The organism is Cohnella cholangitidis (assembly GCF_014107495.1).
In the GTDB taxonomy this organism is placed as follows: domain Bacteria; phylum Bacillota; class Bacilli; order Paenibacillales; family Paenibacillaceae; genus Cohnella; species Cohnella cholangitidis.
In genome coordinates this window covers 4,173,076-4,200,015 of record NZ_CP041969.1, presented here as the reverse complement: position 1 = coordinate 4,200,015, position 26,940 = coordinate 4,173,076, and the positions used below count along the sequence as shown (strand labels likewise).

Genomic DNA, 26,940 nt, shown 5'->3' with positions numbered 1-26,940 from the left:
CGACATTTATGTTTTTTGCCGGTCGGACGGAAGCATTAACGCGAAAAGCCCGACTAACGGGAAGAAACTGCTCACGAGCATGACGTCGTATAATCCGAATACGTCCGCGGCTCTGCCTAAGGCAACCGCTCCGATTGCCCCCATCCCGAACGCTAACCCGGTCGTCAAGCCCGAAGCCATTCCTACGTTGGCCGGCATAAGGAATTGCGCGTATACGACGCTTACGGAGAACCCGGACAAGACGACGAAACCGAGAATGGCGATGACCGGATACACCCAGAATAGCGGAAGATGCGGCAAAATCAGCGCAATCGGAGCCGCACCCGCTATGGAGAATACGATCATGTTTTTCAAACCGAGCTTATCCGCCAGAACGCCTCCGAAATAAGTGCCTAGCACGCCGGCCGCGAGGAACAGGAATACCGGAATTTGCGCTTGCGACGTCGTTAATCCATATTGCTCCACTAGGAAAAATTGATAGAAGCTGCTAATCCCCGTATGATACCAAGAACGGGCGAACACTAGGAATACGAGCATCCCCATCGCGAATTTCACCCGGGGGTGACTCATCCTCTCGACGAGAGTGGATCCGGACTTGCCCGCAGCCGCTTTCGATCTTTCGGCTTCCCATTCCCCGAGCTTACGCCTATACCAAGGCAGCAACCCAAGCAAAACCGCGATCGCGAACCCCGCGAATAACGTCCCCCAGATGGCGCCGAACTGTCCGAGCGGCACGAAGATGAATGCCGTCATTAGCGGCGCCAAGGAGCTTCCCGCATTTCCTCCGACTTGATAGACCGATTGGGCGAAGCCGCGCTTGCCCCCCGCCGCGAAATAGACGACTCTCGAGCCTTCGGGATGAAAGATCGCCGACCCTAATCCGATGAATACGACCGCGAGCAGCAAATACCAGAACTGCGGGGCGAATGCGATTCCGACCATGCCGATCAAGCTTAATCCCATCCCGATCGGCAGCATGGAAGGCATTGAACGGCGGTCCGAGAACGCGCCGACTACGGGCTGCATGACGGAAGACGTCATATTCAGCATGAAGCCGATCCAGCCGACCTGCATCAGCGACAAGTCCAGCGAATCCTCCAATATCGGATACAAGGCAGGCACGACGGCCTGCATCGAATCGTTAAGCATATGTACCAAGCTGATCCCTAGAAGTACGGGCATGACGGCTTTCGTCCCTGCATTCGAAGCCGCCGTTTTTGATCCGGCAAATGAAGCCAAAGTGTTCCCTCCGATGCAATTACGCTTATGAACTCCAAGTTTAGAAGGGGCGCGGCTTGAAGTCAAGGCATTTGCTCACATTGGCGGGGAACCCGGAAGCGGAAACAAAGCGGCGCCAATACGAAGGCGAATAGGAATAAATCAAGTCCTATTCCTTGTCGCCTAGTCCAACGCGCATCGTCACTCCAGACTCGACCATATGATTTGTTTGGTTCCCAGCACCGACTCGGGCACCCAGGAATAGACGGAAGGCACGAACAATGTAACGACCAACTTCTCGGACGGATCGACGAACAGCCCGGACCTTCCTCCGCCTTCTAATTGGTACGTCCCCTGCGATTCGTATACGAGAGGATCGATAACCAGGTCGAATCCGAGGGCATGGCCTTTGTCTTTGATCTGGCCCCCCCAGTGATAGGCAGGAACATTGAACAAATGGCGCCTCGTCAGCAGGTCCACGGACTTTCTACCGAGAATGCGTCTTCCTTCATAGGTTCCTCCGTTCAGCAGCATCTGTCCGAACTTCCACATATCGTACAAGGTCGAATACAAGCCGCTGTCCGATCTAGGAGGCGTTAACGATCCTTCCCGACGCTCGCTTAGCGCCGCGACATCGCCTTGATCGACCGTGCACACTTCAGAATGAAGCTGCTCCGGCACATCGAAGAACGTCCGGCTCATCCCGAGCGGCTGCAAAATATTGTCGATGACGTAATCTTCATACTTCTTGCCGGAAATTCGAGATACGATCTCGCCGAGCAGGACGAAACCTACTGTGGAATAGTTGTAGGCTTCGCCTGGCTGGCATACGAGCGTACCCTGCAGCGCTTTGGTAATCCAATTATCCGTTCCGCCGGCGTCCCGCCATCCCCGCGGGTACGGCTCATTGAAGTACCCCGGTACCGGCATAATACCGGAAGTATGCGTCAGCAAGTGAAACAGAGTGATATTCCGATGCATCGCGTTATCGAACTCATCCAATATCGTAGCCACCGGTTGATCGAGGTACAGCTTGCCGTCCTCGACCAACTTGACGATGGAGACGCTAGTGAACGCCTTCGTAATAGAAGAGAGCTTGCGCAGGGAATCCGGCCGCAGTTCCCCCTCGTTCGTCGTCCCATGGAGCTTGCCCATTGATCTCCATGCCACGATTTTCCCCTGACGGGCCACGAGATAGCCGGCTGCTTGGATCTTGTTAAGAGAGATCAACCCCTTAAAGTGATTATCCAGCTTATTCAATTGCCGGGAGTCCAACTGCACCCCCTCGGGCGCCGCGTCCAAAGGTCCCTCCAACACCGGCCAATCGTTCGGCAAATCGTTCATCGCCTCTCCTCGCCCTCCTTATATTAGAAACTTGGACATATTCTAATGGAACGACTTTGCCGCGTCTATATGTACCGAGGGAATCCATTTCATAGTGACATAAATCATTCATTAGTATCAAATGAGGTTGCCGTGAGCCCTTGTCTAGTCACGAAACAATAATTTACGTTGGCATTCTGTCTCGACCTTCGCCCGCACCGAAATAATGGTGCTGAGCACTGTTATTTCTCACGGAATCCCGGCCCACATCGAAATAATGGTGCTGAGCACCGCTATTTCTCACAGAATCCCGGCCCACACCGAAATAATGGTGCTGAGCACCGCTATTTCTCACGGAATCCCGGCCCACACCGAAATAATGGTGCTGAGCACCGCTATTTCTCACGGAATCCCGGCCCACACCGAAATAATGGTGCTGAGCACCGCTATTTCTCACGGAATCCCGGCCCACACCGAAATAATGGTGCTGAGCACCGCTATTTCTCACGGAATCCCGGCCCGCACCGAAATAATGGTGCTGAGGCACCGCGTATTCTCACGGAATCCCGGCCCACACCGAAATAATGGTGCTGAGCACCGCTATTTCTCACGGAATCCCGGCCCACACCGAAATAATGGTGCTGAGCACCGCTATTTCTCACGGAATCCCGGCCCGCACCGAAATAATGGTGCTGAGCACCGCTATTTCTCACGGAATCCCGCCACAATCAGAAGTAGCGGTGCTGAGCACCGCTACTTCTCGAGAATCATCTTACTTCACGCCGCTTTAACGGTGAGAGGCTCCGCTAATTCACCGTCTCCAAAGCCTTAACGAAAGCTTTCATCGCCGTCCGTTCCGTCGAAGACAGCCATTTGTCCAACCCCGATGAATCTCCGTCGAAATACAGCCCCAACGCTTGTTTCATCTCTTCGGCATAACTAGCCCCGACAGTTCGGCTCTCTTGTCGGAGTTCGCGAACGAGCTTGCTCCAGTTTGGAGTTCCTTGCTCGAACGGAGACCGCTCCGGGTATTTGTCCGCCAACCGCGCGGCCGAATCCAACGAACCCGTCGAATAAATATCGACCGCCAAGCAATGGCCGACGAACCGATGCGACGGATCTTTAGAGATCCCCTCCCGAAGCTGCGCGGCCGCTTCCGCGATTCGTCTCTGCTTCATTAACGCAGTTCCATACACGGATTGGACGTAGCTGTTACTCCAACCTTCCTCCTGCGCCATCATTCCATAGTAATAATCGACTTTCTCCCAATTTTTCTTTTCATAGTAATAATCGAACAACTTGTAGACGTATCCCGACGGAGCCAGTTCCGCCATTCGTTCCAGATAAGGCACCGACTCGTCGGACAAAGTCCGCTGCCCGTTTATCGAAGCTTGCCCCTCGTAGATTCGAATGATCATGCGCAGACTATGCCGGTCCTGACGATCGTTCTCGAATGCTTTCTTGTAGGCAATAAGAGCCTCCTCCATGTTCCCGTCAAGGAAGATCCGATCCTCGTCGGTTAACGTCCGGGACTTCAAGTAAAAAAACGGCAACGCCCCCATGGAATCCTCGTTCAACCGATAACCGTTGCTTCGCGTAAGCAATCTGCCTTCTTGATCGTAGGCTTCCACGTACCAAGAGAATCGAGCTTCCGGATTCGCGAACCCCAGCAACTGAGCCGGATCCAGAACGAATTGTCCGTCGACCTCGTTCATATAAATACCGCCGGCGGCGTCGTAGAGAACGTCTACGGGCAGCTCCGCGCGGGAATCCCCGATGTTCTCCTCGATCAAGGCGTTCGTCGTTCCGCTCTTGCTCGGCCATGTCCCGTACAACTTATAGGTAGCCGCTCCTTCGACAGGCTCCCATTGAAACTTAACGGCACTGCCCGTCATTGTCTTCTGATTGATGGGAGACTTAATCTCGATTAGCGGACGAAGGACGATATTCTCCGCCAAGCTCTGATCTTCCTTGACGTCGATCCAGTCGTCGTTCATCGTCGGCCATGTCCATCCGTCGATTTGCTCGTAAAGCAGACCGATGAACAATTGATAGCTGCCGGGAAGAACCCCCTTGAATTCATAATGCCCCTGAGCGTCCGTCAGCAATTGATAAGGCTCGCCTTCCGTGATGCTGTGATTGACGTCTTGTTCGCTTCGCAAGAAGACGCCTACGCGCGCCATCGGCGTGCCGTCGCTCTTCCGGACTACCCCGGACACGGTCGAACTCCTCATACCGTTCACCCGTTGCTCCAGAGAATGCTCTAGCCGCGCCTTCAGCGAAGTCAACTCTTCTAGCTTGGCGGGCGTGAAATCGCCCATGTCGGGGAACTTCTTTTTCTCTTCTTTTATCCACTTCCGAAGCTCCGCCAATTCGCCGCTAACTTTATCTAATGCGCTGCGAACGTCACCTCGCCTTATCATCAGTTGGGCTCTTAATTGCACGATGTCCCCGTTAAAATCAATATTCCCGGAACTCCTCGTCCTCTCTAAATCATCGAGCAGCCTCTCGGCTTCCGTCCATTCCTCGCGATTCGCATGGATTTTTGCCCGTTCCAGCTTCAGCTCTCTCGCCTGATTCGAATAATCGCCGCTTAGCCGCTTCTCGACCGATTCCAGCGCCTCCAGCGCTTCGCGCGCCTTGTCTTCGCTAATGTAGTAGTCGGCGATTTGCTTAGCCGCTCGAACGAGGTAGTGATCCGCAGGACCTTCGGCCAAATAGGCTTTCAGATAGGGGAGCTTATCCTCCCAACTCCATAATCTGCTCTCCTTGTCTAACGGGCTGCTCTGCGTCCAACCCGATCCGACGAATACATCGAAACTATGGGCCGGGGAGCTCATCGAGTCTCCAATCATATACTCGCGGATCAGCTCCCACTTCTTGCCGCTTGACGCGGACTCGTCGATGGCGGTTAGCAGGCTGTCTTTGCCGCCCGGATTCCCGTCTTCATACCCCTTCACCGCATAGTGCACCTGAAGCTTCGGGATAACGACATATTGAAGCAGCAGAACTATCGCTCCGGCCGCAAGCACCCCCAAGACGAGGTGTTTAACTTTGAAGGTCACTTTCAACCGATGCCACCGCCTTCTCGTAATCATCCTTCCAGTAGGTATTGCCTCCAGCTTCGATTAACTGTCTTTGCTCTTCTAACGAGCCATCCGCATCCATGAAACTCTGCAATTGGGTTAACGTGATGACGGTTAAAATGACGGCCATGCTCGCCCCAAGCGGAAAAAGAGGCACTTCGATCTCCTTGTTCCACAATGCCGTCAGCCGCTCTTTCCAAGAACGGGGATGGGTTCTGCGCAACACTTCGTTTTCCTTCGTAAAATGCAAAGCGCTCAGTTCTTCATCCAGCCTGTTCTTAATAAACTCCCGCTCCATGTCCCGCTTCATCTCCATCCCCCTCTTCCTCCAGCATTCGTTTCAACTTCGAACGGCCTCTGGACAATCTCGCTTTAACGGTATTTTCGTTGCTTCCGATGTGTTCCGCGATCTCCAATACGCTAAGTCCGTTGTAGTAGTACAAAGCAATAACTTCCCGGTAAATATAATCAAGCTTATGGATAGCCGCGCTCAGCCGCTCATTGCGCCACTCCATTAACAGCAGGTCTTCCGGGCTCGGCTCCAGCTCCTTCGGCTCGACTTGAGCGAAGGGAAGCAGCCGACTCCAGCTCCAAGTCCGCATCCTCATTCGGCATCGATTGACGACGATCCGGAGGAGCCATCCCCGAAGCTTATCCGGCTCCTTCAACTGAAGGATCTTGTTGTAAGCCTGCAAGAAACTATCCATAACCGCTTCTTCCGCGGTTTGCTTGTCCTTGACGAGCAAATAAGCTGTTCGCAACAACTCTTCGCTATATTGCGCCATCAGTTCCCTAAGCGCGGTTTCATCTTTATCGGCTAGCCTGCGGACGAGATCCAGATCGGCTCCCCCTCTCCTATAACCTAAGATGCGTCTCGATACGAACGGGTTGCATATCATCAAAAAAACTACCCGAGATCGCATCTCGGATAGCTCGTCTCCTGCTTATTCCCGTTTCAGCAACCCGATCGACAGACTGAGCTTATAGTTGCCGTACCGGAGCAGCCCGTCTAGAAAATCGGTCAATCTCTCGTGATTCTCGACCTTCAAGCGAAGCCAATAACAGCCTTCTCCGCTTACCCGATGGATTTCCTCGACTCTCTCGTCGTTGGTCGCGAACGATAGGAAACCTTCATGGGCATCGCTCGATTTCAAGAACACCGTCACCATCGCCGTTAGCGGCAATCCCAATCTCGTCTTGTCGACCCGCACGGTATAGCCTTCGATAATGCCCGACTCTTCTAGCTTGCGGACTCTCGCTCCCACCGCTTGCCCGGTCAAATGGACGAGCTCGCCGATTTCTTTATGCGAACGCATGGCATTTTCGCTTAGGAGCTTCAAAATACGCAAATCCGTTTCGTCTATGGACAAGTTAAGCAAATTCGGAAAACTCCTTTCATCGCGAAAAGGAAAAGCGTCTTTTCGTTTCATCGCCTTGTATCGAACGGCACCCTGTTTTACCTATAATTGTATCAGACGACGATTTCATAAAGATAGGAGTTTTTCCGATGAGACTTCAATTGATTCGCCACGCCACCTTATGGCTGGAGTATAACGGCTCCAACATTCTAATCGATCCGATGTTCGGCGAAAAGGAGACGAGCCCGCCGATTTCCAATAGCCCTAACCCCAGGAACAATCCGCTCGTTTCCCTTCCGTTCGACCCGGACCGGCTGTCCCATCCCGATCTCCTCTTATTGACCCATCTTCACCCGGATCATTGGGACGACGCCGCGAAAAGCCTTATCCAACCATCGACGCCGATCTTATGTCAACCCGGGGACGAGTCCGCAATTATCGCATCCGGCTTCCATAGTGCCTCGCCCGTGCATTCCTCCGTTGCCTTCGAAGGCATTACCATCCATCTCACGGGCGGACGGCACGGCACAGGAGATATCGGACAAAAGATGGGACGCGTTTCCGGTTTCGTACTGCAAGCCGCCGGAGAACCTACGTTATACATCGCCGGGGACACGATCTATTGCGAAGAAGTCGCTCAAGCTCTGTCAACCTACCAACCGGATGTTGTCGTCGTGAATGCCGGGGGCGCGCGGTTCGCCGTCGGCGACCCGATAACGATGACCCCCGATCACGTCAAATCCGTCTGCGCTGCCGCTGTCGATGCTAAGGTCGTTGCCGTCCACATGGATTCGATCAATCATTGCCTTGTGTCGCGCGAGCAGCTAAGAGCCGAGCTGGCCGATACTCCGTTCGCGGATCGGGTATTCATTCCCGGGGACGGTCAATGGTGCTGAACGATATCATAACTAAACCCCCAAGTCGGCAGACTTGGGGGTTCTCTATGGTCCGATAAGCAGTATATATCCTATTCGGTTTTGAATTTAAAGTTTCTCGCCCAGTAAATGATCGGAGTCGATGACACCGAAATGATGAATTTAAGCACGTAGGTGGTGATGACGATTTCCCACCAAATGTCCCAAGGATATTCCCCAGCAAAAGCGATCGAACAGAAAACGAGCGTATCGACCAGTTGGCTTACTCCCGTGCTTCCGTTGTTGCGAATCCATAGCTGGCTTCTCGTCGGATATTTCACCTTGAGCCTGCTGAACAGCTTAACGTCGAGGAACTGGCTGATTAAATAAGCGGCCAAGCTTCCTAGCGCGATTCGCGGAGCCAAACCGAATATCGTCTGAAGCGCCGGTTGCCCGAAATCCGTCTCCTGAGGCTCGAACACGAGCACCATCTGCATGATGGCCGTCGACATGAGCAAGAAGAAAAACCCGAACCATACCGCTTTTTTCGCTTCCTTCTCCCCGTACTTCTCGTTCAATAAGTCCGTCGTAAGATAGATCGTGCCGTACATCGTATTGCCGAGCGTCATGACGAACCCGAACATGCCTATCGTCTTGACGACCTGGATATTGGCCAGCACGACCGCCGCCGCGATCCAAGCGTACAAGCCCATCTTGCCGAACAGCCTGTAGCAGATCAAGAACAGCGCAAAGTTGACCAGGACGAACAGCACGCCCCAACCGAGATTAAACATATGAATCATCCTCCTAGTTTTGTTAACGCGGGAGTTTGCGAACCGCGCTCCGCTTTTGCGGAGCAAACGCCTAATTATAGCATGAAAAAATGCTGCAGCTACCCCGTACCTTAAATTTACCAAGCTCAAGGCGTTAATTCGCGCATCACACATTGAATAATTATACAGATAAATATATAATTATTCACAATAAATAAAATGGTAAGAGGTGGGAATGTGCGATATCAAATATTTGTGGATGGGCAAGACGGTACAACAGGCTTAAAAATACATGATTATTTATCCAAGAATTCGAACGTAGAAGTAATCAAGATTGATTCCGAGTCGCGAAAGGATAGGGATGCCCGTAGTTCATTAATCAACGAAGCAGATCTAGTATTCCTTTGTCTCCCGGATTCGGCCTCGAAAGAAGCCGTTTCGATGGTAAGGAACAAAAGGACCAAAATCATCGATGCAAGCACTGCTTTTAGAACCAATCTTGAATGGACGTACGGACTACCCGAATTGCACAAACACCAAAGAAATAGCATCCAAAATTCAACTAGAGTATCCGTCCCGGGATGCCACGCGACAGGTTTTATTTTAGCTATTCGACCTCTTGTAGCTGAAGGTATTATCCCGAAGGATTATCCTGCTACTTGCTATTCGATTACAGGATACAGCGGCGGGGGTAAAAAACTTATATCTGCCTATTCGGACTCAAAAAGCGATCAGCTGTTTGCACCAAGACACTATGCGCTAAGTCTGAATCACAAACATCTTCCAGAAATGCAACTGCATTCCGGGTTAAACTCCGCACCCCTATTTACTCCCATTGTCGGGAGCTATTATCAAGGTCTTGCACTATCTATTCCTTTGTTTCCAAAAATGTTTCTAAAGCAAATAACGGCTAAAGAAGTTCAAGCGGTACTCGCCGCTTATTATAAAGATGAGCGATTTATCCGTGTAATGCCGTACGAGTCGGACGCCTACCTTGAGGACGGTTTCTTTAATGTCTTGGAATGCAATCATACGAATTATTTAGATCTATTCGTTTTTGGAAATAAAGACGAAATCTTACTACTATCTAGATTCGATAATCTTGGAAAAGGGGCCTCAGGGGCTGCTATTCAAAATATGAACATGATGCTCGGATTTGATGAAGATCTAGGTTTAAAGTAAGTATGAGGTAACTTTTTCGCTTTACCATTAACGACAACAAAAATAACTGTAGTTTTACAGTTATTTCATCGCGGCAACCAGCACACTCCCGGCCAACGCAAAAACCGGATGCCAGAAGTAAATCTTCTAGCATCCGGTTCCAAGTATAGCGCCTATTGATCAAGCGGCGTCTTGCTTAAGCCGATCTTCTTGCGGTTGCTTGACTTTGCCCACGAACAGGCTAAGCGGCAGCGCCGCGATCGCGATAAAGGTAGCGATGAGATAAACGTCGTTAACGCTCATCGTGAACGACATCATCGATATGAACGCTTTATCGGTCTCGCCGGCCATGGCGAAATCCATGCCATGGTGAGTAGACCGCGTTGCCAGCAGCGTCGTAAAGATCGCGATCGCGAACGAGCCGAACACGTTGCGGGTCCAGTTCATGATCGCGGACGCATGGCCGGACAGCTCGCGCGGAACGAGCTCCATGCCGGCGTTGCTAGAAGGCATCATGACGAGCGCGATTCCCAAGTTGCGGACGATCATCCAGAACAGGATGTACGTATGCGACACATCGATGCTGAGCCAGCTTAACGTCAACGTTCCGACCGAGAGCAACACGATGCCCACGACCATAAGCCAACGAGGTCCGACAATTCCGTATAGCTTGCCTACGATCGGCATGACCAGAGCCATGGCGAGCGAAGCCGGCAGCAGGATCAACCCCGTATCCATCGCGGACACATGCTGGATTCTCTGCAAGAACACCGGGGTAAGGAACGTACCCGAATACAAGCTGATCGTTAGAATGTTAGCGATGATGAGATTGAGAGTGTATCTCCCGTTCTTGAACACTCGCAAATTCAGCAGAGGCGTCTTCGCCGTAAGCTCTCTCCATATGAAGAGAACAAGCGTGATCGAACCGCCGACGAGCAACGATACGATTTTCCAAGATCCCCATCCCCAATTGTGGCCTTGGCCTAGAGCAAGAAGCAAAGCCGCGCTGCTGAGAATGACCGTAAGGAACCCGAACGCATCGAAGCTCTTAGGTACGCTAAGCCGGTAATAGGGAATATAGACCGCTACGCACCAGATCGCAATCAGGCCGATCGGCACGTTCATGAGGAACAGCCATTGCCAATCGTAGTTTTCCAGCAGCCATCCGCTTAGCGTCGGACCGAAGGCAGGCGCCATCATCGAAGCCAAGCCCCATAGCGCGATCGCCATCGCTTGCTTTTCCCGTGGTATAATTTGATAGATAATGGACATCGTAGCCGGAATGATCAATCCGCTGAACGCCCCTTGCAATACCCGAAACGCGATTAGCGACGTCTCGTTCCAAGCGGCCGCGCACAACGCGGAAGTAACCGTAAAGCCGATCAACGAGAATAAATACAGCCTCTTGTAACTGAACTTCTCCCCTAAATAACCAACGATAGGCGCCGTCGTGCCCATCGCGAGCATAAATCCGGTTAAAGTCCAAGTGACGGAATCGAGCGACGTATGAAAGTGATCCTTCAAAATTTCCAACGCGATATTGATCGTGCTCGAAGCTAGAATACATAAGAACGAACCGATAAAAATTGCAACCATTATCGGCATAAAACGTATTTGTTGAATGTTGTTGCTATTGCTCATCTTCTTCTCTCCACTCTCCCATGTATCTATGTATTTTTTACATATTTTAAAGGTCGGAGAGTTATCATACTACTGAAATTTACATCTGTCAAAAGTTTGTATTTCCTGGAGGCCCGTCCATGAACACCCTTGCGTACGGATTGCTAAGCTTATTATCCCATTCCCCCTTGTCCGGATATGATTTAATGCTGAGAATTCAGCCCTTCTGGCCGGCGAAACATAGTCAGATCTATCCTCTGCTCGCGAATTTGGAGAAGGAACAGCAACTCACTTACGAGCTAGTCTCGCAGAGCGATAAGCCGGATAAGAAGGTATACTCCATTACGGACAAAGGGATCGATTGCCTGCGGACTTGGCTAACCGAACCCGCTTCCGATCCGGTCATGCGCGACGAACTCATGCTTAAAGCTTACTGCATATCGCTCGTGAAACCGGACATCTCCCGCAAGCTGTTCCTTGCCCGCCTTGAACATTATCGGATGAAAATCGGCCGGATCGAGGATCGGATTCGCCAAATCCAACAGATGGGCGGCTTAAGGGAGAACGAGTTCCCGTCCTTCGATTCTCCTCTGATCGGCGCGTATATTTTGCTTAACAAAGCGCTCATGAGCACCCGGACCAACATTCAATGGTGCGAGTGGGTGCTCTCGGCTATTCCTTCCGAAGAGAACTGACCCAAAAAGCCAACCGTTCCGTTAAAGGAACAGTTGGCTTTTATTCTAAGCATAAGCCGCGTTATAATCTCGCTTGGGTCGTTTGCCCGCCGCCGCGCTTCGTCAGCTTCGCCCAGCCTTTGCGGATCCACGGAAGCAGGAAGTAGTCAAGGCCGAACTTGCCTGCATTGGCGCCTGCGAACAATACGATCACGCCGATCAGGGTCAACCATGGGTTAGTGCTTACCGTACCGGCGAACAAGAACAGGAAGTTCATCATCAGTCCGAAGAAGGCGGCTGCGGCCGTTAATCCCCCAACGATCAGACCTAATCCGACCAGAAATTCTCCTAACGGAATCAGGAAGTTAATGATCTTCACGTTCGGTAACGCAAAGTTCTCCAGGAATGCCGTATACGTCGGATAGATCGCTTCCTGCGTCGCTTTGTCGGCAACCGGGTTCGTAATCGCGTTTTTCAGGAAGCCCGCGGCGCTGAACGCTTGGTCACCCGTTAATTTATGCCAACCCGCCTCCATCCATTGCCAGCCCAGATAGATACGAATCAATGTCAATGCCACCGCAGCCCATACGTTTTCTCTTAGAAATTTCATCACCATTGCGGCCATCTCCCATTCTCTTGTACGCGTCTTTTTCTTACACCCTCATTATGACTCTTAAACAAATAAAAGAATGTGAATTAAATCACAAATTACGTGTCGAAATGATGAACCTCCTTCGTAAAGGAAGGATGGACGGAATTTCGGATGAATCCGCATATCGTGATACAATAGAGAGCAAAAGAATCAGATGGAGAAAACCAGACATGACCAAACAAATCAATCCAAGTATGCAACTCGAACAAGCAATCGTGATCGGAGCCGGCCCGTGCGGCCTATCGGCAGCTCTAGAGCTGCAAGCCGTCGGAATCGAGCCGCTGCTGATCGAGAAGAACGCCGTCGTCCATTCCATCTATCAATATCCGACTTACATGCAGTTTTTCAGCACGACCGAATTGCTCGAGATCGGCGGCATTCCTTTTACTAGCCCGAACGACAAGCCGACCCGCCGCGAAGCGCTGCAGTATTATCGGGACGTCGCCCTGCGCCGAGGCTTGCGCATTCGCGCTTACGAGAACGCGGTTTCCATCGAGCCCCAAGCTAACGGGGAGTTCCGGGTGGAAACCGTCGATCGGTTCGGAGCGACGCTCGTCTATGAAACGAAACATGTCGTCGTGGCCACCGGATACTTCGATCATCCTAACCTGTTGGGCATCCCAGGAGAGGATTTGGCGAAGGTCAGCCATTTTTTCCGTGAGGCCCATCCTTATACCGGAATGAAAGTAGCTATAATCGGCGGCAATAATTCGGCAGTGGATGCCGCCATGGAATTATTGCGGGTAGGAGCGGAGATTACGGTCGTGTATCGCGGCGATCAATACTCTCCGAGCATTAAACCTTGGGTGAAACCGCTATTCGAAAGCATGGTGAACAAGGGCAAAGTTCGAATGCTGTTCTCCTCCCGCGTCGTATCCATCAACGAATACAACATTACGATACAGCCCGAGCAAGGCAGCCCTTCCTATACGCTGGACAACGACTTCGTGCTGGCCTTGACGGGTTTCCGCCCGGAACGGACTTTGCTAACGAATGCCGGGGCCGAAGTAGATGCCGAATCGACTATTCCTACCTTTGATCCCGAGACGATGGAGACGAACGTTCCGGGCCTGTTCATCGCCGGGGTTATCGCAGCCGGACGGGAAGCGAACGAAATTTTCATTGAAAGCGGGCGCCATCACGGACAATTAATCGCGCGCCGTATTGCCCGGCTTACGTAAGGGCAATCGTGATTGCATATGACGAACGGCCCTTCGATAATCCGAAGGGCCGTTCCGTTATTCCTATTGTTCGCCTTGAGGCAAGATCAGCACGACTTTCGTCCCTTTGCCGGGGACGGATTGAATGCGAAGCTCTCCGCCGATCGCTCGCGCGCGTTCCTCCATGCTGAACAACCCTACGCCTTTCGTTCCGCCGTCCCGGGCAAATCCTTTGCCCCGATCCTCGATCGTTACCTCGACGCAGGCTCCGCAATCGCGAACCGCAACCGAAGCTTCCTCCACGTCCGCGTGTTTGCCCAGATTCATTAAAGCTTCTTGAATGATCCGGTAGATCGTCGTTTCCTCTTTAATGCTCAACCTTCTTCGCAAGTCGGATTCAAATTGAACTTGAATTCCGTAATGCTTGGAGTACGTGTCGAAATAAGTGCGCAATGCCGGAATAACTCCAAGATCGTCGAGTACCGATGGCCTAAGCTCCCACGCCAAGCCTCGAACGTCGGCCATCAGATGGGCGACGTCTTCCCGCAGAACGGCCAATCGCTCGTAAGCGCCGCCGGAAATGATCGTATCCAAGGAGATCAGCAACGAGAACAAGCTTTGCCCGATGCCGTCGTGAAGATCGCGGGAAAACCGTCTTCGTTCCTCCTCCTGGATTTGCATCATTTGGGAGAGAAGCAGCTGCAGCTCTTCCTCGGCGTTTTTTCTTGCGGTGACTTCGTGACGAATCGCCAAGTATTGATAGGGCTTGCCTTCTTCGTTCAAGAACGGAACGATCGTCGTATCCACCCAGTAATAATGGCCGTCCTTGTTGCGGTTTTTAATCTCGCCGCGCCATACTTTTCCCGAGCCGATCGTGCTCCACAGCTCTTGCATGAACGATCGCCCATGATGTCCGGAATTAATAATCCGGTGATCCTTGCCAAGCAATTCCTCCCTGGAGTAACGCGAGATCTCGCAGAACCTGTCGTTGACGTATTGGATTTTGCCGCTTCGGTCGGTTACCGCCACGATCGAGGCTTCATCCAACGCGTACTTCAGATCGGACAGTTGCTTCAGCGTCTGTTCCAGCGATCCGCCGGAGGACGAAGTATACCCGTTATGATCAAGCGTCAAAATTAAGCAGCCCCTTCTTCATCGCGAACTTGACCAGATCCGGCCTCGTTTTGAGATTGAGTTTGTCCATCAGGTTGCTCTTGTGCGATTCTACCGTCTTGACGCTAATGACGAGCTGTTCGGCAATGTCTTTATTCGTATAGCCTTGCGCTACCTTGGCCAGAATTTCCCGCTCCCGCTCGGACAACGACTCGAAAGTGCCTTGGTCGCCGCCTTGCTTCAGCTTCTCCAAATATTCGCCCATCAATTTCTTCGTGGCCGTCGGGTGCAAATACGCATTGCCGGCCGCTACGTGGCGGATGGCGCTAATCATCTCGTCATGCGGCGAGCTCTTCAGAATATACCCGGACGCCCCGAGATGAATGGCGCGGAACAAATATTCTTCGTCGTCATGCATCGTCAGGATCAACACGGACGTATTCGGCAGCTTCTTCTTTAATTCCGCGGTCGTGCTTAGCCCGTCCTTGCCATGGGGCATGCTGAGATCCATGAGCACGACGTCCGGCAGAAATTGCATCGCTTTGGCGATCGCTTCCTCCCCTTCCGCCGCTTCTCCGACGACTTCCATGTCCTCCTTGGCTCCCAGCAGCATCGCCAGCCCGGAACGAACGACGGCATGATCGTCAACAAGCAATATACGGATCATTATCCCGCCTCCTTATACGACTACTATATCAAATCCACCAATAATCCGGCTATTTTCATTCCCGCCTGCACGACTTTTTCCCTGACCGCCGCTTCGTAAATCCGGTGACTCCGGTCGCCGATCAACAAAATTCCGCTCATCGATTGGCCCGCCATTACAGGAACCGCGAAGGCGGACTCCAGCTTCTCCGTTAGTAAGATGGAATATTTGGCATGCTCGCTAGCGACTTGGGACTCGTTCTTGTTCCACGACAATCCGCGGCCCACCTTAATGACTTCTCCTTCGATGCCTTGTCCGTGCCGTACGCGAATGTTCGAATATCTCTCGTTCAAATTTCCCGAAACCCATCTCCAGCACGTGTACCGTTCCCTGTGATTAATGGCGGCAAGAGCCGAAAAGTCGACGGCTGCCTCTTGCCTCAGTCCGTTCAGCATTTCCCTTATGCGCTTCTCATCCGCTTTCATACCCTTCACTCCCCGTACGCGAAACCTTCTCAACTTCTATTCTATCGCTAAGCGATAAGCTTGTAATTCAGGGAAAACCCTGAAAGAAACGCGGGGAAACACCTAACTTTGTTCTAAGGTGTGATTTTCCTCACAGAAAAATAGGGGAATTCCCCGGATGGATTCAGCGTTTTCCCCGATAACAATGTTTACCTGCTCAAGGTAAGATGGAATTAAGATAAATCGAGGGGGATGACGGCAATGGGAATTAATTGTCCTGTCAAGACTACCGAGCGTGATGAAATGGATCAAACGACGGAGAGAAACAAAGGTTTTGCCGGCTTCTGCACGCGGAAGCAATTCGAGCAACTCGAAAGCATAATGGTTCCTATGCGTATTCCAACCGGCGGCTTCCTGTTCTGGGAAGGCGACGATACGGAAAACATCTATTATATTCGCGACGGCAGAGTGAAACTGAGAAAATCTACAGAGGACGGCAAAGAATACATCCTTACCATTCTTCAGTCCGGGGATCTGATTTGCGAGAATATTGGCGGAAACAAGGCTCTGCAATACAGCTATACGGCGGAAGTCGTGGAGACGGCGGAGATCGGAGTCATCTCGCGTTACGCGCTTGAAGCGCTTATGCAGCACAACGCCGACCTCGCGCTAAGCTTCATGAATTGGATGTCGTTGTCCCAAAGGGTCACCCAGTCCAAATTCCGCGACTTGCTGTTATTCGGCAAACCAGGGGCGTTAGCCTCGACGCTTATCCGTCTATGCAATTCGTACGGGATTATGGAGCCTTACGGAATCCGAATCGATATGAAGCTCACGCATTCCGAGCTTGCGGATTTCATCGGCGCGACCCGCGAGAGCGTGAACCGGATGCTCAACGAATTCAAGGAAGAAGGAATCCTTGATTTCCGTTACGGCAAAATTATCGTTAGGCAGCTTAAAGCGCTGCAAGAAATCTGCCATTGCCCTAGCTGCCCCGGTTGCCCTGGCGAGGTTTGCCGAATTTGAACATGGAAGAGAAAAGCCCTCATTCCCGGGTAACGCCGGGAACGAGGGCTTTTTCAGGTTAATCATGCTTACCGGACATATAGAATATATGACACGCGTCATAACTTTTGTCATTTTAGTCACGAGATGGTTTGAGGCTAAAGCCATATCGCTAACACCTGTGGTAATCTGAGAGCATCCTAATGGAAAGAAGATGCCCATGATAAGAGTATTGGTTGTCGATGATCAAACGTTGCTGCGGGAAGGCCTGCAGACGATTATTAATTTGGAAGACGACATGCAGACGGTCGGCTTGGCATGCAACGGACTTGAAGCCATCGAGATGACCGCACGCCTCAATCCCGATCTCATTCTCATGGATATCAAAATGCCGCTGTTAAACGGAATCGACAGCATGAAACGGATCAAAGAACAATATCCCGGCATCCTGATCCTTATGCTCACGACCTTCTTGGAGGATAACTGGATTATTAACGCCATGGCTAACGGAGCGGACGGATTCCTCTTGAAGGACATGGCGGGAGAGCATATCGTTCAGACGATTCGCGAAGCGGTAAAAGGCCATCTCATACTGCCCGCGTCCATCGCCTCCAAGCTGACCGAAAGGTTATCCTATTTGAATCATGCCGAGCAAGGGCCTTTCTACGAGCAAGCGCTTGAGCAGCATGGCCTCTTCTTCAACGAAAAGGAACGGGAAATCATTCAGCTCATGGTGCAAGACAAACCGAACAAACAAATTGCCTCCTCTCTCTATATGAGCGAAGGAACGATACGCAATTATATTAGCGTCATATATAATAAAATAGGTACGAACGACCGTAACGCGGCGATTAGCCGCTTGAAGGAGTATATGATCCCATGAACCGCAGGTCGACTTCCCTATTAATATGGCTATTTGCATGCGTAATCGTATTGGGGCTATTTTTGCCGTCCCTCTTCATCAACAAAAATTTTATCGACGAACGTAATCATGCGCCGTACCTTCTTCAGAAAAATTGGCAGGTGTTTTACGGGCAGCAACCCGTTCAGGGCGATAGCTGGCAACCTTTCGGCGAAGAGGAATGGAAGAAGCTAAACGGTTATAAAGGCTCGCTATGGGTCAAGCGTACATTACCCGAACTGCCCTGGAGGAAACCCTATTTATTCCTATTCGGAATGAATAAGTTCGAAGTTTTCTTGGACGGGCAATCCGTGTATCGTTTCAATATGGAGCCCGGCCCTCACTGGAACCATTTCTTAATGACCCGTCATCCGATTCCGATCTTCCCGGAGCAGCAAGAGAAGGAAATTATGCTGCATATGGAATGGGACCGCATGCCTTTCGTGATGAACAGTTGGATTCTCGCCGCGGATCCGGACACCATCTTAACCCTTACGATACAGAGGGATACTTCCCGTTACATCTATTCCGTCCTGTATTTAACCGTCGGCATCGTAGGTTTGATTTTCTTCGCCAGACGAAAGGAAAAGTTATACTTCTGGTTCTCCATGCTCACGCTTTCCGCCGGACTCGGGTTGCTTCTATTGTGCAGCTCTCTGCAATGGTTCGCCGACGTTCAAGCCTTGTACTATTGGAAGGATCTATTGCTGACGCTTGGCGTATACGCGTTTACGGGATTATACGGCGAGGTGCTAGGCGCTTCCAGACGGCTCATCATCCGAATCACGAAGCTCGCCCTGCTTTTATACACGGTCGCTTCTTTGTTCGCGGGAATCTGGAACCCGACCTGGTATTGGAAAATGCTTAACGACGGTTTTCCGTGGCTAGCGATAGCTTCCATAGGAGTCGTCACCTATGCCCTGGCACGTTTTCCGAATAACGCGCAACGGCCGTATGAAAGAAGATGGTTGCTGCGGGGTTACGCTATATTAGTCGTTGGCGGATTAGGGCATATGATCGCAAACACCCTGTTCGCCCAAGCTATGCCGAACATCCGATTATGGCCATACTTTGAAACCGTAATCGCAAACCTTCTCCCTAACGGCCTACTCCTTTTCATGTCCTGCATGGTGTTAGTCGTCATTCATAGAGTTGGCTACATCTACCAAGACTCGGAACGGAATGCCAAAGAACTCAAAGCGAAAAATATCGAGTTGGAACAGTTCCATCGCAATTTGGAGCAATTAGTGGAAATTCGCACGGAAGAGTTGGGGGAAGCGAATCGTTCGTTAACGGTCACCTTGCGGGAAAAAGCGGAGACGTTGGCCGAAGTATCCGTGCTGGAGGAAAGAAACCGTATCGCCCACGACATGCACGATGTCGTAGGCCATACGCTTACCGCGGCGATCGTCCAATTGGAGGCAAGCAAGAAGCTCGCCGCCAAGGAAGGCAACTTGCCGATGGAGAAGCTGGACACGGTCAGCGGACTCGTGCGCAAAGGATTGGAAGATATCCGCAAAACGGTGCGCATGCTGAAGTCCGATTCTCCTCCCGTCAAGTTGGAGGCCGCGCTTAGAGAGCTTATTCGCGAAACGATCGAGACGATGGAGGTCGCCGTCGAAGCCGATATCGAGATTCCGTTCGAATTGGGCAAATTGACCGAGAAAGTGATCTATCACGCTCTGCAAGAAGGCTTAACGAACGGAATTCGCCATGCGAAATGCAGCTGGTTCCGTTATACGGTTCGCCCTGACGGGCAATGGCTGGACATCAAGTTGTGGAACGACGGCATGCCTTTCGGTTTCGCCAAGCCGGGATTCGGCCTGACGAGCATGATGGAACGAATCCATCTTCTTGGAGGCACGATCGAGATCGGATCCTCGGAGGGCGATGACGGAGTCCCGATCGGCTGCGAACTCGCCATCAAGCTGCCGTTGCCGCAGGAACGATCTTCTCCGGCTTCAACCGCCGGTTAATCGCAATATGCAAAAGCGTTGGTACGGGAGGTTATTCCCGTACCAACGCTTATTTATACGTTAGAATGAAGCCGCTCGCGTTGACGGCACGAGTTGAACGATCAACGATCCTATCAGTTGCATGACGATTTTCACGATGATCTGGCCCGCAATCGCATAGCCGACCATATCCCAGGGCAAGAAACCGGCGCCTAGCGGGGACAAGCCGATGATGACGAAGACGATGCTGTCCACGACGCCGCCGACCACCCCGCTGTACAACACCCTTAGCGACATCGGAAGCTTAAGGCGCGTGTAAATCTCGGTGTCCGTCGTCTCCGAGAACAGGAACGTAAGCGCCGATGCTCCGACAATCCATAACGTATCGCCAAGGTAATAAGACGTAGCCACTGATAATAACATGGCTGCCGCTATAATGCCGTACGTGTATTTGCGTCCGATCGCGTTCTGAACGAGATCCCGGAATATAAACGTAGCTCCGATTAGGAAGGACCCTGCCGGAATAATCAAATAGCCGAGCTGAATAGGCGCCAGAGAAGCCGTAACAACGTTGGCGGTAACGATCGCCAGCAAGTAAAGCGCGATCGTCGCTATCTTCATTCCCTTATGCCCCCTCATCGATTATCCACCTTCTCCGGGTAAAGATCGTGATTCAAGAGACGATGCTCCGCCATCCGCTCGTACTTGGTTCCAGGCTGTCCCCAGTTGCAATAAGGATCGATAGAGATTCCGCCGCGCGGGGTGAATTTCCCCCACACCTCGATATAACGCGGTTCCATTAAGGCGATCAGGTCGTTCATGATGATGTTCATGCAATCCTCGTGAAAATCCCCGTGGTTCCGGAAGCTGAACAAGTACAGTTTAAGCGACTTGCTCTCCACCATTTTCCGGTCCGGAACGTACGAGATGTACAGCGTCGCGAAATCCGGCTGCCCGGTCATCGGACATAGGCTGGTAAACTCAGGGCAATTGAACTTGACGAAATAATCCCGGCCCGGGTGCTTGTTGTCGAACGCCTCCAATACTTGCGGATCGTACTCGAACACGTACCGGGTTCCTTGATTGCCGAGCAAAGTGATGTCTTGCATTTCTTCTTTCGTGCGCATGACGAATAATCCCCTTCCTGGATGAGAAGAAAGAGATCGGCGAGACAAATCCCAAATTCGCTAAAGAACATGAAAAAAACGGCACCTCGCGCACGACCTAGGCTGCAACGGCGGTTGCAGCCCGATCGGTAACGGACGTGGTCGTTTTCCTTAGTTTTTTATAGAGGGAGTTCGCGAACCTCTCCTGAGACGCCGGTCGCTAGACGGGCTGTCCAGATTTTCTTCTTTAGTTATTGCTTCGTAACTATACCACAGAGAACTTCGGCAGCCAATCCCCGTGCGCTTCGATCAGATCGTCGCACATGGCGACGATCTCGTCCATGGACAGCTCGGCGGCCGTATGCGGATCGAGCATGGCCGCATGGTAGATATGTTCTCTCTTGCCCGTGATCGCCGCTTCGATCGTCAGCAATTGCGTATTGATATTGGTTCGGTTCAATGCGGCCAGCTGAGGCGGAAGGTTGCCGATATAAGTCGGGTTAACGCCGGAACGATCGACGAGGCACGGAACTTCCACGCAAGCTTCGCGAGGCAGGTTGGCGATCAATCCGCCGGTGTTCATGACGTTGCCGCCGATCTTGAACGGTACGTCCGTCTCGATCGCTTCGAAAATATACGAAGCGTATTCATGCGAGCGCGCGTGCTTCAAATGGGCATCGTTCACGATCTCGTCGCGCATCTTCGCCCAATTGGAGATTTGCTCGACGCAGCGGCGAGGATATTCGTCAAGCGGAATATTGAAACGCTCGATCAGCTCGGGATAGTTGCGTTTGATGAAATACGGATGATACTCTGCGTTATGCTCGGAAGACTCCGTAATGTAATAGCCGAATTTCAGCATCATCTCGTAACGTACCATATCGTGGTGCTTCTCTTTCTGTTTCTCAGCGGCGCGTCTCTTGATTTCCGGATATAGGTCGACTCCGTCCTTCGTCACTTCCAGCAGCCAAGCCATGTGATTAATACCCGCGATTTTCGCTTTGACTCCCGTCTGATCGAGCCCCAGATGCTTGAACATTTCCGGAACGCACGCTTGCACGCTGTGGCATAACCCTACCGTTTGCACGCCGCCGTATGTGTTCATCACGTTCGTCAAGACGGCCATCGGGTTCGTGTAGTTCAGGAATAGCGCGTCCGGGCACACCTCGCGTATGTCGACCGCGAAATCCAGCATGACGGGGATCGTCCGCAGGTTGCGGAAAATGCCGCCGATTCCGACGGTATCGGCAATCGTCTGCCTTAAACCGTATTTCTTAGGTACTTCGAAATCGGTAATCGTGCATGGATCGTATCCGCCGACTTGAATCGCGTTAACTACGTATTTCGCTCCGCGAAGAGCTTCCTTGCGATCGGAGAAGGACTTGATCGTGCAGGTGCTCCCGGATGTCTTTTTGATGTTATTGAGCATGTTCTCCGATTCTTTTAACCGAACCGGATCAATGTCGAACAAAGCGATTTCGAAGTCCTGCAATGCCGGCGTCAGCATGACGTCTCCTAGAACGTTTTTCGCGAATACCGTACTTCCGGCGCCTATAAAAGTCAATTTCGCCAAGGTTAAACCCTCCGAATGGATAAAGTGTTTTGCTACTTTCAATGTAATGTAACCGCATTCGGAAGAGTATGGATGGTTCGCGCAACAATATGGACATTTGTCGTTTATTTGCTAAAGTAGGTAAGAGAATAGACGACACAGGCAGGTGACGCGGATGACTCCCGAGCATCATTCTTTTACGGTCAGCATTAATCCCTCTCCTATCGAGGAGGAGCTATCCGTGCTCTTCAGCGGCGAAGCCGTGCCCTTCCGGCTGCACAAGACGGGTCCGGCCACCCACGACTACTATCTCGTTCATACGGTACTATCCGGGTTTGGCGACTTCACGATCGGCGGACGGAGCTACCGGTGCGGGGCCGGAGATACGTTCATCATCTTTCCAGGGGAATTGTTTACTTACCAGGCGGATGGAGATGAGCCATGGAGTTATGCGTGGGTAGCGTTCGTAGGATATGGAGCCGCCGCGGCCATGGCCAAGATCGGCGTCTCGCCCGGGCGGCCGATCGTCCCGGATAGCCTTAACCCTAACGTTCGCAACGATTATGAACAGCTTCGCCGCTGCTTCGACTCCGCGTCGTATCCCGAGCTGTCCAATCTGGAAGCCGGAGGACGGCTCCGCCTCTTGCTCCAGCGATTCGGAGTCGCGCTTCGAAAGCTTGAGAATAGCGATCCCGAGCCGACTTTGGCCAGCAGCCTTGTCGTGAAGCAGGCTATCCAATATCTCACGCTGCAATTCACCCAGCCGATCTCCATCGGATATTTGGCCGGGACGCTAGGCTACCATCGGACTCATCTTTGCAAGCTGTTCAAGCAATCGACCGGTTTGTCGCCCATGCGATATTTGTTGAACATTCGCATGCAGCGGGCGGAACTGCTGCTCGCCACCCCGATAACTATCGACCAAGTCGCATCATCCGTCGGATTCGGAGACGCGCTCTATTTCTCGAAAAAATTCCGCCAATGGAGCGGCCAATCCCCTTCGGAATACCGCAAAGCGCTTCGGAATCATCCGAAGCGCCCTGTCGGTGCATATGAAGATTGAAAATTAAGGATTGTAGATCTGGTCGAAAATTCCTTTATCCGCGAAATGCTTCTTCTGAGCGGCGGCCCATCCGCCGAAGTCGCGAATCGTGACCAGCTCGAGCTTCGGAAATTGCTTCTCGTATTCCTTAAGAACCGCAGGATCGTTAGGACGGTAGAAATGTTTCCCTACGAGCCTCTGCCCTTCCTTGGTATACAGATAACGCAAATATTCGTTCGCTACTTCCGTCGTGCCGTTCTTATTGGCGTTCTTGGTTACTACGGCGACCGACGGTTCGGCCAGAATGCTTAAAGACGGAGTTATGATCTCGTAATCGTATCCGAACTCCTTCTGAATCAAGTGGGCTTCGTTCTCCCAAGTAAGCAATACGTCGCCGATCCCGCGTTGCGCGAACGTAGTCGTCGATCCTCTCGCCCCGGTATCCAGCACCGGTACGTTTTTATACAGCTTCGTTACGAAATCTTTGGCCGCGGCTTCGCTGTTCTTGTTATGCTTAAGCGCATACGCCCAAGCCGCCAAATACGTCCAACGGGGCGCCCGCCCGTTTTCGGGTTAGGAGTAATGACCTGCACGCCGGATTTGACGATGTCGTCCCAATCCTTGATCTTCTTCGGATTTCCTTTGCGAACGACGAATACGATCGTCGACGTGTAGGGGGAGCTATGGTAAGGTAGCTTATCCTCCCAACGCGCATCCAGCAGGCCCTTGTTTTGAATCTCCGTAATATCCAGAGACAATGCCAAAGTGACGACGTCGGCTTTGAGCCCGTCTACGACCGAACGGGCTTGCTTGCCCGATCCGCCGTGCGACTGCTTGATTTCCACCGTTTGGCCCGTCTTCTTCTTCCAATAGGTCGCGAAAATCTTATTGAATTCCTCGTATAGTTCCCGTGTGGGGTCATAAGAGACGTTCAGGAGCGTTATCTTTTTCTTCTTGGATGCCGCCTCCGCTTTGCCGCTAACCCCGGGATTAACCGAACCGAAAAGCAAGGCAACCGCCGATAGCAAGATAACCGCGATCTTTAACCTCTTGAAGCTCTTCATTTGCCGTTCCTCCAAACTGATTGTCATTTAGTAATAATCTCCATCATCATAATACACACTATTCCTAGTTGTAAACTAGTATTTAAACAAATGTTGGATGATATTACCGGAAACTTGCTTGACAATTACGGATTACAATTGTAATCTTTGTTCGTAGACTACAACTGTAATCTTCAATTGCGAATCACCGGTGAATATTCAAACACAATCGCTTTAGGAGGGTTAGCAATGCCTGAATCGCCTAACATTTCGGACGCGGAATGGGATATTATGCGCATCGTATGGCAAGCTTCGCCGTTAACGGCCGCCGATATTATCGCTCGTTTAAGCGGGAGCAAGGCGTGGAAGCCGAAAACCGTGAAGACCCTGATCGGCAGGCTCGTACAGAAGCAAGCGCTCGGATTCAATAAGGATGGACGCGAATATACTTATTTCCCTTTGCTTAACGAGGATGAGTGCGTCCAAGAGGCCAGCCGGTCGTTCCTCGATCGGATTTACGGAGGCTCGCTCAAGCCGTTGATGGTGCATTTTCTACAAAACGAAAAGCTGTCTTCCGAGGATATCAAGGAGTTGAAGGCGCTGCTCCAAGAAAAGGAGAAATAGGCGATGGAGTACTTGATCCGTTTGTTCGAGCGTACGCTAATCAACTCCTTGGAAGCTGCCGCGTTGATTGTCGCGATTGCTTTGTTGCTGAGGATTTTTCGAAGGAGACTATCTCCGGCTTGGCACTATGCCCTATGGATGCTTCTTCTCGCGAAGCTTTTGCTTCCCTGGCTGCCGGGTCAGTTGGAGAGCGAGCTGCGCTGGTTCTCCCTTCCCGAAGCGATAGGGTCTCAAATCCCTGGCGGTTATTCCGAAGGAATCGGACAGCCGGCGGCCGAGGAAATACCGACGAGAGCAGCAGGTTCGACTGGAAATATGGCCCTAGGCAACGTCGCTCCCGTTGTAGAAACGTCCGATGCTGGCCGGGAATGGCCGTCTTCCCTTTCGGGGGCTTTGGCGATTGTCTGGCTGATCGGAACGGCAACCGCTTGGCTGCTATTAGCCGGGGCGCATCTGAGAACATACCTGACCCTTCGCCGAGAGTCGGCAACCGAAGTTCCCCGGGAGCTGGACAAGCTGTTCAAGCGGCTTATTCACGAAGGAGATATACGTTCCCGCGTCCGAATTCGGCTCACCGGCCTAGTGTCGGCTCCGGCTTTATTCGGCATCGTTTCCCCGGCCGTGCTCATACCGCGCCATCTCATCGGACAGTTAAGTCCGAACGAATGGGAATGCATTATTCGGCATGAGCTCGCTCATCTGAAACGAAGGGATATCCCGATCAACTTGCTGGCGTATGTCCTGGCATCGGTCCACTGGTTCAACCCGGCGGTATGGTACGGGCTGCGCGGCATGAGGGCCGATCAAGAAGCCGCCTGCGACGCCAGTGTTCTAAGTTCTTCGGAGCTTAGGGAAACGTATGCGGCGAGCATTATCAGATTACTGGAGATCGGCGCATCGCGAACAACCGTTACGGCAGGCGTCGGATTTTTCGGTACCAAAAATCAAATCAAAAGGAGGATTGTCATGATCCATCAATATAAACCGTCCAAAAAACGCGTATCTTTCATAGGAGTTGCGATCCTTGTCGCGGCCGCGTTATTCACGCTGCCTTCCGCGTTCGCTTCCGGGAAAGGCGACTCATCCACGGCCGCCGAACAACCGACGACTGCTCCTATCGTCGATACCCGGAAAGAGGCGGGCTCCGTTACAATCCCGTTCATCGCGCCGACCGCCGGCAAGCTGACTTCGCCTTACGGCGAACGTATCCATCCGGTCACCTCAAAGAAATCGTTGCACGACGGCATCGATATCGCGAACAAAAAAGGCACCGACGTCTACGCCGCCGCTGGCGGAAAAGTCGTCAAAGCCGAATACGATAAAAAATACGGCAATACGATCAAGATCGAGCACAATGGGATTTGGACCACGGAGTACCGGCATTTGGACAAGCTTTCCGTAGAGGAAGGCGCTTCGGTCGAATCCGGGGATCTAATCGGATTAATGGGAAGTACCGGCGAATCCACCGGACCTCATCTTCACTTTTCCGTTCTTAGCGACGGAAAATATATTGATCCTATGACCGTGATCAAGCAATGGCAACCGTGATCCTGCTTGGGTTAGGCGGTTAATCCTAAAGTTCGGCGTACATCACAGCACTCATAAAAAAT

25 protein-coding genes, 1 pseudogene and 2 riboswitches are annotated in these 26,940 nt (G+C 51.8%); of the genes and pseudogenes, 10 read left to right on the top strand and 16 right to left on the bottom strand.

The window, feature by feature from the left end:
- Positions 1–6: 6 nt before the first annotated feature.
- The 6 genes from FPL14_RS19435 to FPL14_RS19410 all read right to left on the bottom strand — a co-directional run bounded on the left by FPL14_RS19435 (position 7) and on the right by FPL14_RS19410 (position 7,006).
- The gene (locus FPL14_RS19435) at positions 7–1,182 is read right to left on the bottom strand and encodes an MFS transporter (protein ID WP_182304063.1); all 1,176 of its coding nucleotides are present in this window, start codon (positions 1,180–1,182) and stop codon (positions 7–9) included.
- A 237-nt stretch (positions 1,183–1,419) separates the two neighbouring features.
- Positions 1,420–2,562, bottom strand: coding sequence for a serine hydrolase domain-containing protein (locus FPL14_RS19430; RefSeq protein WP_182299331.1), 1,143 nt, complete (start codon positions 2,560–2,562; stop codon positions 1,420–1,422).
- Positions 2,563–3,347: 785 nt separating this feature from the next.
- On the bottom strand, positions 3,348–5,612 hold the full coding sequence (locus tag FPL14_RS19425; protein ID WP_182299330.1) for a carboxypeptidase-like regulatory domain-containing protein: 2,265 nt from the start codon (positions 5,610–5,612) through the stop codon (positions 3,348–3,350).
- Positions 5,590–5,943, bottom strand: coding sequence for a hypothetical protein (locus FPL14_RS19420; protein WP_182299329.1), 354 nt, complete (start codon positions 5,941–5,943; stop codon positions 5,590–5,592). The genes FPL14_RS19425 and FPL14_RS19420 overlap by 23 nt, the downstream gene beginning before the upstream one ends.
- Positions 5,906–6,526: an RNA polymerase sigma factor gene (locus FPL14_RS19415; protein ID WP_229263583.1), complete on the bottom strand. Its 621-nt coding sequence runs from the start codon at positions 6,524–6,526 to the stop codon at positions 5,906–5,908. Before FPL14_RS19415 ends, FPL14_RS19420 begins: the two co-directional genes overlap by 38 nt.
- Positions 6,527–6,571: 45 nt before the next feature.
- Entirely contained in the window at positions 6,572–7,006 is a 435-nt protein-coding gene (locus FPL14_RS19410) for an Lrp/AsnC family transcriptional regulator (protein ID WP_267875380.1), read from the bottom strand.
- A 128-nt stretch (positions 7,007–7,134) separates the two neighbouring features.
- Between FPL14_RS19410 and FPL14_RS19405 the strand changes: the two genes are divergently transcribed.
- Positions 7,135–7,881: an MBL fold metallo-hydrolase gene (locus FPL14_RS19405; protein ID WP_182299327.1), complete on the top strand. Its 747-nt coding sequence runs from the start codon at positions 7,135–7,137 to the stop codon at positions 7,879–7,881.
- A 71-nt stretch (positions 7,882–7,952) separates the two neighbouring features.
- Here FPL14_RS19405 and FPL14_RS19400 read toward each other — a convergent pair whose 3' ends face one another.
- Complete coding sequence (locus FPL14_RS19400) at positions 7,953–8,633, bottom strand: queuosine precursor transporter (RefSeq protein ID WP_182299326.1); 681 nt, start codon at positions 8,631–8,633, stop codon at positions 7,953–7,955.
- Between the two features lie 7 nt (positions 8,634–8,640).
- Positions 8,641–8,685, bottom strand: a riboswitch (PreQ1 riboswitch).
- Positions 8,686–8,849: 164 nt separating this feature from the next.
- Between FPL14_RS19400 and argC the strand changes: the two genes are divergently transcribed.
- Positions 8,850–9,794, top strand: a complete 945-nt coding sequence (argC, locus tag FPL14_RS19395; protein WP_182299325.1) for an N-acetyl-gamma-glutamyl-phosphate reductase — start codon at positions 8,850–8,852, stop codon at positions 9,792–9,794.
- 159 nt (positions 9,795–9,953) lie between these two features.
- Here the strand turns inward: argC and FPL14_RS19390 are convergent, their stop codons facing one another.
- Positions 9,954–11,414: an MDR family MFS transporter gene (locus FPL14_RS19390; protein WP_182299324.1), complete on the bottom strand. Its 1,461-nt coding sequence runs from the start codon at positions 11,412–11,414 to the stop codon at positions 9,954–9,956.
- Positions 11,415–11,533: 119 nt separating this feature from the next.
- Here FPL14_RS19390 and FPL14_RS19385 point away from each other — a divergent pair, with 119 nt between their 5' ends.
- A complete protein-coding gene (locus FPL14_RS19385; protein ID WP_182299323.1) occupies positions 11,534–12,088 on the top strand; it encodes a PadR family transcriptional regulator in 555 nt (184 codons plus the stop codon).
- A 61-nt stretch (positions 12,089–12,149) separates the two neighbouring features.
- Here FPL14_RS19385 and FPL14_RS19380 read toward each other — a convergent pair whose 3' ends face one another.
- The gene (locus FPL14_RS19380) at positions 12,150–12,683 is read right to left on the bottom strand and encodes a DoxX family protein (protein ID WP_182299322.1); all 534 of its coding nucleotides are present in this window, start codon (positions 12,681–12,683) and stop codon (positions 12,150–12,152) included.
- A 206-nt stretch (positions 12,684–12,889) separates the two neighbouring features.
- Between FPL14_RS19380 and FPL14_RS19375 the strand changes: the two genes are divergently transcribed.
- A complete protein-coding gene (locus FPL14_RS19375) occupies positions 12,890–13,900 on the top strand; it encodes a YpdA family putative bacillithiol disulfide reductase (RefSeq protein WP_229263582.1) in 1,011 nt (336 codons plus the stop codon).
- 63 nt (positions 13,901–13,963) lie between these two features.
- On the opposite strand, the gene FPL14_RS19370 is transcribed toward FPL14_RS19375, so the two are convergent.
- From FPL14_RS19370 to FPL14_RS19360, 3 genes are read right to left on the bottom strand one after another with little or no spacing between them, the layout of a single operon-like run.
- A complete protein-coding gene (locus FPL14_RS19370; protein WP_229263581.1) occupies positions 13,964–15,013 on the bottom strand; it encodes a PAS domain S-box protein in 1,050 nt (349 codons plus the stop codon).
- A complete protein-coding gene (locus FPL14_RS19365; protein WP_182299321.1) occupies positions 15,003–15,659 on the bottom strand; it encodes a response regulator in 657 nt (218 codons plus the stop codon). The genes FPL14_RS19370 and FPL14_RS19365 overlap by 11 nt, the downstream gene beginning before the upstream one ends.
- Before the next feature lie 23 nt (positions 15,660–15,682).
- A complete protein-coding gene (locus FPL14_RS19360; RefSeq protein ID WP_182299320.1) occupies positions 15,683–16,123 on the bottom strand; it encodes a GAF domain-containing protein in 441 nt (146 codons plus the stop codon).
- A 240-nt stretch (positions 16,124–16,363) separates the two neighbouring features.
- Between FPL14_RS19360 and FPL14_RS19355 the strand changes: the two genes are divergently transcribed.
- The 3 genes from FPL14_RS19355 (at position 16,364) to FPL14_RS19345 (ending at position 19,984) form a co-directional block, all read left to right on the top strand.
- The gene (locus tag FPL14_RS19355) at positions 16,364–17,128 is read left to right on the top strand and encodes a Crp/Fnr family transcriptional regulator (RefSeq protein WP_182299319.1); all 765 of its coding nucleotides are present in this window, start codon (positions 16,364–16,366) and stop codon (positions 17,126–17,128) included.
- 199 nt (positions 17,129–17,327) lie between these two features.
- A complete protein-coding gene (locus tag FPL14_RS19350) occupies positions 17,328–17,990 on the top strand; it encodes a response regulator (RefSeq protein WP_182299318.1) in 663 nt (220 codons plus the stop codon).
- The gene (locus tag FPL14_RS19345; RefSeq protein ID WP_182299317.1) at positions 17,987–19,984 is read left to right on the top strand and encodes a sensor histidine kinase; all 1,998 of its coding nucleotides are present in this window, start codon (positions 17,987–17,989) and stop codon (positions 19,982–19,984) included. The genes FPL14_RS19350 and FPL14_RS19345 overlap by 4 nt, the downstream gene beginning before the upstream one ends.
- Before the next feature lie 60 nt (positions 19,985–20,044).
- Here the strand turns inward: FPL14_RS19345 and FPL14_RS19340 are convergent, their stop codons facing one another.
- The 3 genes from FPL14_RS19340 to melA all read right to left on the bottom strand — a co-directional run bounded on the left by FPL14_RS19340 (position 20,045) and on the right by melA (position 22,642).
- Complete coding sequence (locus FPL14_RS19340) at positions 20,045–20,584, bottom strand: VUT family protein (protein WP_182299316.1); 540 nt, start codon at positions 20,582–20,584, stop codon at positions 20,045–20,047.
- A 14-nt stretch (positions 20,585–20,598) separates the two neighbouring features.
- The gene (gene queF, locus FPL14_RS19335) at positions 20,599–21,090 is read right to left on the bottom strand and encodes a preQ(1) synthase (protein WP_182299315.1); all 492 of its coding nucleotides are present in this window, start codon (positions 21,088–21,090) and stop codon (positions 20,599–20,601) included.
- 144 nt (positions 21,091–21,234) lie between these two features.
- A riboswitch (PreQ1 riboswitch) is annotated at positions 21,235–21,278 on the bottom strand.
- Positions 21,279–21,334: 56 nt separating this feature from the next.
- Positions 21,335–22,642, bottom strand: coding sequence for an alpha-glucosidase/alpha-galactosidase (gene melA / locus FPL14_RS19330; protein WP_182299314.1), 1,308 nt, complete (start codon positions 22,640–22,642; stop codon positions 21,335–21,337).
- Between the two features lie 154 nt (positions 22,643–22,796).
- Between melA and FPL14_RS19325 the strand changes: the two genes are divergently transcribed.
- On the top strand, positions 22,797–23,684 hold the full coding sequence (locus FPL14_RS19325) for a helix-turn-helix transcriptional regulator (protein WP_182299313.1): 888 nt from the start codon (positions 22,797–22,799) through the stop codon (positions 23,682–23,684).
- Positions 23,685–23,687: 3 nt separating this feature from the next.
- Here the strand turns inward: FPL14_RS19325 and FPL14_RS19320 are convergent.
- Positions 23,688–24,727: pseudogene (locus FPL14_RS19320) on the bottom strand (sulfate ABC transporter substrate-binding protein).
- 228 nt (positions 24,728–24,955) lie between these two features.
- On the opposite strand from FPL14_RS19320, the gene FPL14_RS19315 reads away from it, so the two are divergent.
- Positions 24,956–25,330 (top strand): BlaI/MecI/CopY family transcriptional regulator, encoded by a 375-nt coding sequence (locus tag FPL14_RS19315; protein WP_182299312.1) that lies wholly within the window; start codon positions 24,956–24,958, stop codon positions 25,328–25,330.
- Positions 25,331–25,333: 3 nt separating this feature from the next.
- On the top strand, positions 25,334–26,878 hold the full coding sequence (locus FPL14_RS19310) for a M56 family metallopeptidase (protein ID WP_182299311.1): 1,545 nt from the start codon (positions 25,334–25,336) through the stop codon (positions 26,876–26,878).
- Positions 26,879–26,940: the final 62 nt, after the last annotated feature.

Excerpts from the sequence above, each read along its gene's own strand:
- FPL14_RS19435 (WP_182304063.1), bottom strand. The coding sequence starts at position 1,182 with ATGCCCGTACTTCTAGGGATCAGCTTGGTACATATGCTTAACGATTCG.
- FPL14_RS19430 (WP_182299331.1), bottom strand. The coding sequence starts at position 2,562 with ATGAACGATTTGCCGAACGATTGGCCGGTGTTGGAGGGACCTTTGGAC.
- FPL14_RS19420 (WP_182299329.1), bottom strand. The coding sequence starts at position 5,943 with ATGGAGATGAAGCGGGACATGGAGCGGGAGTTTATTAAGAACAGGCTG.
- FPL14_RS19415 (WP_229263583.1), bottom strand. The coding sequence starts at position 6,526 with ATGATATGCAACCCGTTCGTATCGAGACGCATCTTAGGTTATAGGAGA.
- FPL14_RS19405 (WP_182299327.1), top strand. The coding sequence starts at position 7,135 with ATGAGACTTCAATTGATTCGCCACGCCACCTTATGGCTGGAGTATAAC.
- FPL14_RS19400 (WP_182299326.1), bottom strand. The coding sequence starts at position 8,633 with ATGTTTAATCTCGGTTGGGGCGTGCTGTTCGTCCTGGTCAACTTTGCG.
- FPL14_RS19390 (WP_182299324.1), bottom strand. The coding sequence starts at position 11,414 with ATGAGCAATAGCAACAACATTCAACAAATACGTTTTATGCCGATAATG.
- FPL14_RS19385 (WP_182299323.1), top strand. The coding sequence starts at position 11,534 with ATGAACACCCTTGCGTACGGATTGCTAAGCTTATTATCCCATTCCCCC.
- FPL14_RS19380 (WP_182299322.1), bottom strand. The coding sequence starts at position 12,683 with ATGGTGATGAAATTTCTAAGAGAAAACGTATGGGCTGCGGTGGCATTG.
- FPL14_RS19375 (WP_229263582.1), top strand. The coding sequence starts at position 12,890 with ATGACCAAACAAATCAATCCAAGTATGCAACTCGAACAAGCAATCGTG.
- FPL14_RS19365 (WP_182299321.1), bottom strand. The coding sequence starts at position 15,659 with ATGATCCGTATATTGCTTGTTGACGATCATGCCGTCGTTCGTTCCGGG.
- FPL14_RS19360 (WP_182299320.1), bottom strand. The coding sequence starts at position 16,123 with ATGAAAGCGGATGAGAAGCGCATAAGGGAAATGCTGAACGGACTGAGG.
- FPL14_RS19355 (WP_182299319.1), top strand. The coding sequence starts at position 16,364 with ATGGGAATTAATTGTCCTGTCAAGACTACCGAGCGTGATGAAATGGAT.
- FPL14_RS19350 (WP_182299318.1), top strand. The coding sequence starts at position 17,328 with ATGATAAGAGTATTGGTTGTCGATGATCAAACGTTGCTGCGGGAAGGC.
- FPL14_RS19345 (WP_182299317.1), top strand. The coding sequence starts at position 17,987 with ATGAACCGCAGGTCGACTTCCCTATTAATATGGCTATTTGCATGCGTA.
- FPL14_RS19340 (WP_182299316.1), bottom strand. The coding sequence starts at position 20,584 with ATGAAGATAGCGACGATCGCGCTTTACTTGCTGGCGATCGTTACCGCC.
- queF (WP_182299315.1), bottom strand. The coding sequence starts at position 21,090 with ATGCGCACGAAAGAAGAAATGCAAGACATCACTTTGCTCGGCAATCAA.
- FPL14_RS19325 (WP_182299313.1), top strand. The coding sequence starts at position 22,797 with ATGACTCCCGAGCATCATTCTTTTACGGTCAGCATTAATCCCTCTCCT.
- FPL14_RS19315 (WP_182299312.1), top strand. The coding sequence starts at position 24,956 with ATGCCTGAATCGCCTAACATTTCGGACGCGGAATGGGATATTATGCGC.
- FPL14_RS19310 (WP_182299311.1), top strand. The coding sequence starts at position 25,334 with ATGGAGTACTTGATCCGTTTGTTCGAGCGTACGCTAATCAACTCCTTG.